At 43.7% G+C, this 8,738-nt stretch carries 8 protein-coding genes; 5 read left to right on the top strand and 3 right to left on the bottom strand.

Going from position 1 to position 8,738, the window contains the following annotated elements; genetic code table 11:
- Positions 1-24 precede the first annotated feature (24 nt).
- Both ychF and A3G19_RS01955 read left to right on the top strand, forming a co-directional pair.
- Positions 25-1,125: a redox-regulated ATPase YchF gene (gene ychF, locus A3G19_RS01960; protein WP_294870308.1), complete on the top strand. Its 1,101-nt coding sequence runs from the start codon at positions 25-27 to the stop codon at positions 1,123-1,125.
- A 48-nt stretch (positions 1,126-1,173) separates the two neighbouring features.
- Complete coding sequence (locus A3G19_RS01955) at positions 1,174-1,776, top strand: hypothetical protein (protein WP_015653885.1); 603 nt, start codon at positions 1,174-1,176, stop codon at positions 1,774-1,776.
- Here A3G19_RS01955 and A3G19_RS01950 read toward each other — a convergent pair.
- The 3 genes from A3G19_RS01950 to A3G19_RS01940 are packed head-to-tail and all read right to left on the bottom strand — an operon-like array spanning position 1,766 to position 4,528.
- Complete coding sequence (locus A3G19_RS01950) at positions 1,766-2,584, bottom strand: phosphatidylserine decarboxylase (RefSeq protein ID WP_294870306.1); 819 nt, start codon at positions 2,582-2,584, stop codon at positions 1,766-1,768. The genes A3G19_RS01955 and A3G19_RS01950 overlap by 11 nt on opposite strands.
- 2 nt (positions 2,585-2,586) lie before the next feature.
- Entirely contained in the window at positions 2,587-3,678 is a 1,092-nt protein-coding gene (gene truD, locus A3G19_RS01945; protein ID WP_294870305.1) for a tRNA pseudouridine(13) synthase TruD, read from the bottom strand.
- Between the two features lie 7 nt (positions 3,679-3,685).
- Positions 3,686-4,528, bottom strand: a complete 843-nt coding sequence (locus A3G19_RS01940; RefSeq protein ID WP_363921344.1) for a thiamine-phosphate kinase — start codon at positions 4,526-4,528, stop codon at positions 3,686-3,688.
- Positions 4,529-4,661: 133 nt separating this feature from the next.
- Here A3G19_RS01940 and A3G19_RS01935 point away from each other — a divergent pair, with 133 nt between their 5' ends.
- The 3 genes from A3G19_RS01935 (at position 4,662) to sdhB (ending at position 8,733) form a co-directional block, all read left to right on the top strand.
- Positions 4,662-5,855, top strand: coding sequence for a diguanylate cyclase (locus A3G19_RS01935; protein WP_294870304.1), 1,194 nt, complete (start codon positions 4,662-4,664; stop codon positions 5,853-5,855).
- A 177-nt stretch (positions 5,856-6,032) separates the two neighbouring features.
- The gene (locus A3G19_RS01930) at positions 6,033-7,745 is read left to right on the top strand and encodes an FAD-dependent oxidoreductase (RefSeq protein ID WP_015653890.1); all 1,713 of its coding nucleotides are present in this window, start codon (positions 6,033-6,035) and stop codon (positions 7,743-7,745) included.
- Positions 7,746-7,755: 10 nt separating this feature from the next.
- On the top strand, positions 7,756-8,733 hold the full coding sequence (gene sdhB / locus A3G19_RS01925; RefSeq protein WP_015653891.1) for a succinate dehydrogenase iron-sulfur subunit: 978 nt from the start codon (positions 7,756-7,758) through the stop codon (positions 8,731-8,733).
- The last annotated feature ends 5 nt before the right edge of the window (positions 8,734-8,738 follow it).

Here is an 8,738-nt window from a genome sequence, read left to right as displayed (position 1 = left end):
CGAAACACACTAAGGAAATAGCACATGGGCTTATCAATCGGACTCGTAGGACTACCAAACGTCGGAAAATCAACCACCTTTAACGCACTTACCAAAGCACAAAATGCCGAAGCGGCAAACTATCCGTTCTGTACAATCGAACCGAACAAAGCGACCGTACCAGTGCCGGATATCCGTCTCGATGCCCTCGCTAAAATCGTAAACCCTGAGCGTATTCAATATTCGACTCTCGATTTCGTCGACATCGCCGGTCTCGTTAAGGGCGCAAGCAAAGGGGAAGGGTTGGGGAATAAGTTCCTCTCTAATATCCGCGAAACCGAAGTAATCTTGCAAATCGTCCGTTGTTTCGAAGATGACAATATTGTTCACACAGAGGGGCGTATCGATCCGTTGCTCGATGTCGAAATCATCGAAAATGAGCTGATTTTAGCCGATATTGAAGTGCTGACCAACCGTATCGAACGTCTCAAAAAACAGGCAAAAAACGATAAAGATTCTGCTGTTATGGCTGAATTTGCCGAAGAACTTGCCGAGTTCTTGGCGGATGGCAATCTTGCCCGCAACTTCCCAAAAGCCAATACGGAGATGTTTGATCAGCTAAACCGAGAAGTGCGTCTACTCAGTGCCAAAGAGATTATGTACGGTGCAAACGTCGATGAAGACGGATTAACGACGGATAACGATTACGTTAAAGCGCTGGTAGAACATGCGGCGAAAAACGGATGCGAGGTGGTCAAACTCTGCGCAAAAATCGAAGAAGAACTTGTTGAATTAGACGATGATGAGCGTACTGAAATGCTTCACGATTTGGGTGTTGCAGAGTCTGGATTGGAGCAAATCATCCGAAAAGGGTTCGATAAACTGGGGCTTATGAGCTACTTCACCGCCGGTGTTAAAGAAGTTCGTGCATGGACAATCCACAAAAATACAACGGCTCCGAAAGCGGCTGCCGTTATCCATAACGATTTCGAAAAAGGGTTTATCCGTGCCGAAGTAATCGGATATGAAGATTTCGTTGCCTGCGGCGGCGAAGCCAAATCGAAAGAGGCGGGGAAAATGCGTTTGGAAGGTAAAGAGTATATTGTCGCCGACGGTGACATCATGCACTTCAGATTTAATGTATAATTAGTCTATTCGCCTCTTCCAAGAGGTAAGAGATTTAAGGAGTGGAGAATGGATCTTAAATACGCTGGGCCAAAACCTCTTATATCCGCACACGGGATTACGTTTGATCTCAACAAAGAAGATAAGTTTGCTTATCTCAGTATTGTGGCGGAATTAATTCAAGCACTTGATCATAACTATCAAGCCGATGAGCGATATACCTACCTTGCTAAAGCCGAACCGCTGAAAGCCGACATAATATTTGATCTTATTAAAAGCAAAGATCCTGCCCTCCTCTCTCAAATCGAAGAACGCCGTTTAATTGCAGAAAATGATATTTCGGATGAATTGGTTCGCGCGCATGAGAATAAAACCCTCTGTGAAGAAGAGTGTAATGTTCTGATTTGTAATATTGAATTATTACGTACGTATCAAATCAATCGAGCAATCAATAAAACACTCTATTATGCCGGTATTAATGTGATTGCGGAAGAGATCAAAAAAGGGCATATCGACTATATCAATACACCGATGTTTCCGAAGTTTTTACACGTTCTGCACTCAGTACAAGGGGCTTTAAGCAAACTCCATCCCCCGATTGACAGCAATATCGACATTCGAGAACATGAGGGGCATCTTCAAGTTCGTTTAGAGATACTCTCTAAACACTAAGCCGTCCGATCGTCTGCGCAAAGCGGACGGTATGGCCTGTCGAAATCCCCAGCTCTATCATCTCTTTTTCGCACAACATCACAATCGTAGAACCCATTCGGAAACATCCGAAATCATCTCCCTTGCTCAAATAGAGATCCTTATAGCTGTATTGGCTCGGAGTGAGAGTCGTATTGGTTCGAATACGAGGTTCGAAACTCACTTCCATCTCGCCAACATTCAAAGCACCCACTAAAATCAAGAAAAATCGTTTCCCTTCCGCACTCAAACACTCTAAAACAACCCGTTCATTTTCAATAAAAAGATTAACTTGTTTTTTAAGGGAAGGGATATTAACCGGATAGAGTTTCCCGGGAATATGAACAGCATGTAGCACTTGCATATCGATGGGTGCATGGTAACGATGATAGTCACGAGGCGAGAGATAAAAATTCACAAAAGTGCCGTTATGGACACTTTTTTTCGAATCGCTCGAGATTCCATCACCCAACACACCGTCGATGCTGTAAGACATCCCTTTAATTTGAAGGGCCAAATCTTCATGAATCGTACCGCACTCAGTAATCAATGAATCACACGGACTGATTACATCGAGAGTATCGTGGGAAAAAGTGCGTTTATGGAGAAATTTTCGGGTAAACAGGGCATTGAGACTCGGATACGTTTCGGGAGCGTCAAAATCGCTCATATCCAACCCCATCGCTTTGACATAAGCTCGGTTAATAGCCGTTTGGAATCTTCTACCATGCTCTTTAGAGGCAAAACGGCCAAAACGTTGGGAAATTGCTGAAGTGAAGTGTTGTTTCATGATTACTCCTGAGTTTCATCGGTTTGAATTGGACGTTTGGCAATCTCTTCAATCAATACGGTAGCATAACACCCTTTTGGGAGGGTAAAATGAAGCTCAAACCATGCATCATTTTCTTTGTATTCCCCTTCAATCTCTTCGGGGAAAATCCAGCCATAACGGCGTGCGCCATCAATGCCGCTATGAATCGTATCATACTCTTGCTCGATTATCTCCGCCAATCCCACAGCACGTGTTGCACGTTTACCGCTGAGCAGACCGCTTACCGAAATATCCCGCTTTGAAAAGCGTTCTACCTCTTCATCACTCTCATAATGAAATATTTTCCCATACGGATAGTGCATCATTACATCCCCGTGAATCAGTTTAAGCGGATGTTTTTGAGCTTTCATCGCGACAAGTTCTTCTTTGGGAAGGGGCAGTACGCTGCACAGTTCATCGATTCCGAAACTCTCTACGAGTTTAGATATTTGAATACGACGGCTAAGCCAATCGTTGAAAAGATAGCTCTGATACGAATTCACATAAAACTGAGCCAATTTTTTATTACGTTCTTTCAGCTCCCCGGCTAAAATCGCTTGCCCTTTTTTATAGTTTTCACCGTCAATTCCGAACCTCTGAAATCCGAAATAATTCGGCATCCCCTGCTGCTTAATCATTTTAAGAGCCTCTTTAATTTTCACTGCAGCCGTCGGATTCACTTTTTTGAGACGAATAAAAAAACGGTTCCCTTTAAGATGTCCGACACGAATTTTATTATTGTGATAGGTTTTTTCAAGGATTTTGATCCCCTCATGCTCAAAAGTCTCCAACACACTCTCAAATTTACGCGGGAGTGAAATATACTGTTTGGTTTGGGCATTTTTGTCTTTCAATCCGGCATAACCGATATCATGTCCTTTGATTCCCAGATGATTACTGAAAACATCGATCATCTGCCAGGTAGAGAGGTTCTTTTTACGAACATGAAGAACCAAATGTTCCCCCTCGCCGCTAAAAGGATAAAGGGGGATTTCATCCACCACAAAATCGCGAGGGGATTGACGAAAATGAAATTCGATAGGGCTATGAGGGAGATAATATTGACGTTCCATGAAACTCCTAAAAATGATGACGCTTACAGCGATTGGTATAGCTTCCGCGTACTACGCGAGCCACGGGTGTGATTTTTGTTCGGGTCTGCTTCCCGACATGTCGAATCGTTTTTAGCTTTGAGGGTGAAAAGGCTATCAGCATCTCATACTCTTCACCGCTGCATCCGATTTTTTTGGGAACTTTTTTGGTAAATTGAACACCCATACGGTTTGCTTGGCAAAGTTTTTCAAGATCACTGAAAAGTCCATCGGAGATATCCAGACCGCATCGCACATAACGCCGTGATTTGCTTACAAAAGATTGGCGAAGTTTCGGCGCAACGAAACGGCTTTTCGTATGGACCGCTCCACCGCTTAATAGATAGTGCAAATCTCTCACCGATCTCCCGATCTCTCCGGTATACGCAATGATATCGCCTTTTTTCAATCCCCTGCGTAACAGCGGACGAGCCGTTTTGGAAATGATGGTTATCGAGAGATCGAGTTTAGAGTTGCTGATCGTATCTCCGCCGATAATCTCGATGCCGTACTCTGATGCTGCAGCACGCAACCCTCGTGAAAGCTCATCCATCTGATGAAGGCTCATGGAGCGCGGCATAGCGATTCCAAGCAATGCATAATGCGGAATCGCATTCATAGCAATGGCATCGGAGATGTTAACGATCATCGCTTTATAGCCGATTTGATAGGGACTTAGCCACTCCCGCTTAAAATGGACATTTTCGAAAAAAACATCTTTGCTGTATACCCATTCTCCGACACATGCGCCATCGTCACCGATACGGCTTTTGTGCGTCTGAAAAGTAGAAATAAAATAGTTTTCTCCGTTCACGCCCAGTACCCATTCCATAACTATTATTTAAGTGGTATTATTATAGACAAAATCCTATTATGGTAGTGTTAAACGCCAATAAGATCAGTATCATCGTGATATAATATGTTTAATTAATTTTTATAAATAATAATTCCTAAATGGAGAATACATGCTCATTTCAATTCGAAAAGTTTTTTTCAATCTTAAAACTGCACTCTTGATCCTCGGCATCGGAGGGATGATACTGACGGCTCAGCTTTTTCACATAGCCCAGTATTCCGAACGTTTAGGGGCTCTAAAAAACCAGCATCTTTTAATCGAGAAAATTGTTCATACCGATTTAAGTGATCCAAAAATGGCAGATATCCTCATCAACGGTGCCGTATCCGAGATTTCACTTTCTGTCAAACTTTCCGGAGAAGAAGCTCTGTTAGATGCTTTTGTCAATTCCAACGAAGAGCAAGCTTCTCTCTTACGCTCTTTAGAGATATCGTCTCAAGCATTTCAAGATAATGCACTGTTCTGGTCTGAAGCTCTAAGTATCTCTAAAGATTCTGCACACCAACGTATGATGAATGCACGAACAGCATTCCTTGGCGATATTGACCGTATGATGGATTATCAGGTCCACATCATCCAAGAATCGATTGCAACGGCTAAAATGGTCGCTATTTTTCTCTTCATCGCCGGTTTTATCGTATTTCTTCTCTATCGATATCGTCTTAATCAAATTTATAGCGATATCGACAAAGCGTGTTCGGTTGATACTGACGGTTCAGCGAAACTTGTTTTGACCCAAGAAATTGATTTTCTTCTCAAGCGCTTAATTCGCAGGTCTTCTCAAAATCCCCTCAATCCTAATCTAATCAACCCATTGAGCGGCCTCAATAACGAAAAAGGTCTCATCAATGCTTTTAATGCCAAAAAAGCGGGGAAATCCGGTCATAACGTTTTTCTCTCTTTATTTGAAATTGACCACTATACCTCATTGCTTAATACTCTCTCCAAAGAAGATATGGGCAATATTTTCAAAAAACTCGGTGATATTTTGAATATGTATGAGCAACCGCTGGATGTGATAGCCCATACGGATGACAACCACCTTGTTTTTCTCATGTCCCGTAACACTAAACAACTTGCACTTGAAGAATCGGAAAAAATTATCCATACCGTGGAAGAATCGAGTTTTACGACGGCACAAGGCCCTATTAAAATCACACTAAGTGGAGGATTTTTACTCAAACCCCCTGCAAAATCAATCGATGAAGGGGTAGAAGAAGCTCTAAAATTGATTGAAAAAGCAAAAGAAACAGGCGGGAATCGCATCGCTCAACAACGCAATCGTCATAATTCACATAACTAATTCCCCCTGATGATGTAACTATTCCACCCATACAGGGTGGTACTTTTCTCTATATTGTTACAATTTTGGACAACATACTCCACTTTCATGAGCAACGCCGATCCATAACCCTTTTTAATCTTACCCAAGGAGCGGCACGCTATAATCATCCCTAGATTTTATCAACAAGGAAGGCGTATGAGTATTCCCATTTATACTTATGATGCGGTTATTGTCGGAGCTGGTTTAGCCGGATGTGCTGCAGCTCGCGAGTTGCAAAAAGCCGGTAAAAAAGTTGCCGTCGTCACAAAACTTCACCCGTTGCGTAGTCACTCCGGTGCAGCACAGGGGGGGATTAATGCAGCGTTTAGTGATGCTGACAGCGTTGAGCTTCATGAGTTCGATACCGTCAAAGGGTCCGATTATCTTGCGGATCAGGACGTTGTTCAGTTTATGTGTGAAAAAGCACCGGAAACGATCCGTTGGGTAGAGCGTATGGGAGCGGCATTCAGCCGTAACGAAGACGGTACCATTGCTCAACGCCCATTCGGCGGACAATCATCTCCACGCGCCTGTTTTGCGAAAGACCGTACGGGTCTTACCCTCCTTCAAACCATTTACGAACAAGCATTTCGTGAGGGTGTCGAGTTTTGGGATGAGTGGTATGTAGCCGACTTGTTGTATAACGAAGGTAAAGTATATGGAGTAAGCGCGTATAACATCCGCAACTCTGAAAAAGCAATTTTCAATGCAAAAGCCGTTATGTTCGCAACCGGCGGATACGCTCGTGCATTTAAAATCAACTCAAACGCTCATGCGAACACAGGTGATGGTCTTTCACTCGTAGCACGTCACGGTCTTCCTCTCGAAGATATGGAATTCGTACAATTCCATCCCTCAGGGCTTTCGGGTAACGGTGTTTTGATCTCTGAAGCGGCTCGTGGTGAGGGTGGGAAACTCCTTAACTCACTCGGTGAGCGTTTTATGGAAAAATACGCACCCAATGCAATGGAACTTGCATCTCGTGACGTTGTTGCCCGCGCTATTATTCAAGAGATCCGTGAAGGACGCGGTGTCGGTCCCCGCAAAGATGCTGTATACATCGACCTCGTCCATTTAGGAAAAGAGAAAATCATGGAACGCCTACCGGAACTCCGTGACCTCGCGATCACGTTCCTCGGACTTGATATGATTAAAGAGCCGATTTTGATCTCAGCAACTGCCCACTACTCTATGGGCGGTATTCCTATGGATAAAGAGGGACATGTTCGTAAAAACAACACGGAATTCGTTGAAGGTTTCTACGCAGCGGGTGAGTGTTCATGTTCGTCTGTTCACGGGGCAAACCGTCTTGGTGCCAATTCAGTTCTTGAAGCCTTGCTATTTGGCCGTTTCGTCGGTAAAACAATGGTAGATGAAGTTGATGGAATTACGTTGCACTCGGCGACTGAAGCAGATGCGGAACGTATGATTAATGAGATGAACTGGGTATTGACCAATAACGGTCAAGAATCCGTATCCGTACTTCGTGATGAACTGCAACAATCGATGACCGATAATGCAGGTGTTTTCCGAAGCGCCGAAACACTTTCCGCTCAAATGGAAATTCTAAAAGATTTACGCAACCGTTATAACAATATCCGTATTTCGGATAAATCGAAAATCTTCAATACGGAACTTCAAGAAGCGATCGAATTCGGCCATATGCTCGATTATTCACTCTTTATCGTCGCAAGCGCATTGGATCGTAAAGAGAGCCGTGGGGCACATTTTCGTGAAGATTTCCCGACACGTGATGATGAACAGTTCTTGAAGCACACCATGGCATACATGGATGAAAACGGTGAAATCAAGCTTGATTACATGGATGTAACCCTCGGGCGCCATGAACTCAAAGCACGATCATATTAAGGAAGAGAATATGGATACGATAAAATCGCAACAAGTAACGTTTAAAGTTTTCCGTTTCAACGAAGAGACCGATTACCTTCCTTACTATAACACTTATACTCTCGACGTAACTCACGAAGAGGTTGTCCTTGACATCCTCAACCGTATCAAATGGGATCACGACGGCAGCCTCTCCTACCGCCGAAGCTGCCGCCACGGAATCTGTGGTGTTTGTTCAATCAAAGCCAACGGCAAAGGGATTCTAGCCTGTAAAACCCGTTTGTTTGACCTCGTCGAAACATTCGGAAATGAAATCATTCTTGAGCCGCTTAGCACCAAACGCGCTATCAAAGACTTGATTATCGATAAAAAAGATTTCTGGGATAAACATGCTCAGGTTAAACCGTATCTCGTCAGTGAAATCGAAGAGCATCCGGCACTTGAGCACCTCGTCAGCCCGCATGATGCCGAAAAACTTCTCGAAGCCGACTACTGTATCCAATGCGGTGCATGTCACTATTCATGCCCTGCCCTCGCAATCAACGAGGAGTTTATCGGGCCTGCGGCATTTGCTGCGGCTTACCGATTTTCTGCCGATGTTCGTGATGATGCGTCAATTGAACGTTTACATGTTGTCAACGAAGAAGCTCAGGGTGTTTGGGATTGTGTCAAATGTATGGAGTGTGCCGAGGTATGTCCTAAAGAGGTCAATCCTATCGAAAAAATCACCAAACTTCATAACATGGTATTTGAAGCAGGCATAGCGAAAAACAATGTCGCAACCCGCCATGCCGTCGGATTTGCCCATTCGATTCAAAAACACGGTCTACTCGATGAAGGTGAACTTGTCCGTTACTCCGAGGGAAATTTCGGAGTTATGAAACATATCCCGGAAGCAATCGCCATGTTTAAAAACGGCAAAATCGTGATGCCATGGAACATGCCGAAATCAAAAAATCTGGATGAAATCAAAAAATTGATTAAATCTTCATCCACCGTGAAATTTTAGGAGCT

It is taken from the genome of Sulfuricurvum sp. RIFCSPLOWO2_12_FULL_43_24 (genome assembly GCF_001829605.1).
GTDB lineage: Bacteria > Campylobacterota > Campylobacteria > Campylobacterales > Sulfurimonadaceae > Sulfuricurvum.
Note: the sequence above shows the minus strand (reverse complement) of the source record. Positions and strands in the feature narration are given on the sequence as shown.

What these genes read in the sequence shown, in the direction of transcription:
- sdhB (WP_015653891.1), top strand. Translation starts at nt 7,756, where the DNA reads ATGGATACGATAAAATCGCAACAAGTAACGTTTAAAGTTTTCCGTTTC.
- truD (WP_294870305.1), bottom strand. Translation starts at nt 3,678, where the DNA reads ATGGAACGTCAATATTATCTCCCTCATAGCCCTATCGAATTTCATTTT.
- ychF (WP_294870308.1), top strand. Translation starts at nt 25, where the DNA reads ATGGGCTTATCAATCGGACTCGTAGGACTACCAAACGTCGGAAAATCA.
- A3G19_RS01930 (WP_015653890.1), top strand. Translation starts at nt 6,033, where the DNA reads ATGAGTATTCCCATTTATACTTATGATGCGGTTATTGTCGGAGCTGGT.
- A3G19_RS01950 (WP_294870306.1), bottom strand. Translation starts at nt 2,584, where the DNA reads ATGAAACAACACTTCACTTCAGCAATTTCCCAACGTTTTGGCCGTTTT.
- A3G19_RS01940 (WP_363921344.1), bottom strand. Translation starts at nt 4,528, where the DNA reads ATGGAATGGGTACTGGGCGTGAACGGAGAAAACTATTTTATTTCTACT.
- A3G19_RS01955 (WP_015653885.1), top strand. Translation starts at nt 1,174, where the DNA reads ATGGATCTTAAATACGCTGGGCCAAAACCTCTTATATCCGCACACGGG.
- A3G19_RS01935 (WP_294870304.1), top strand. Translation starts at nt 4,662, where the DNA reads ATGCTCATTTCAATTCGAAAAGTTTTTTTCAATCTTAAAACTGCACTC.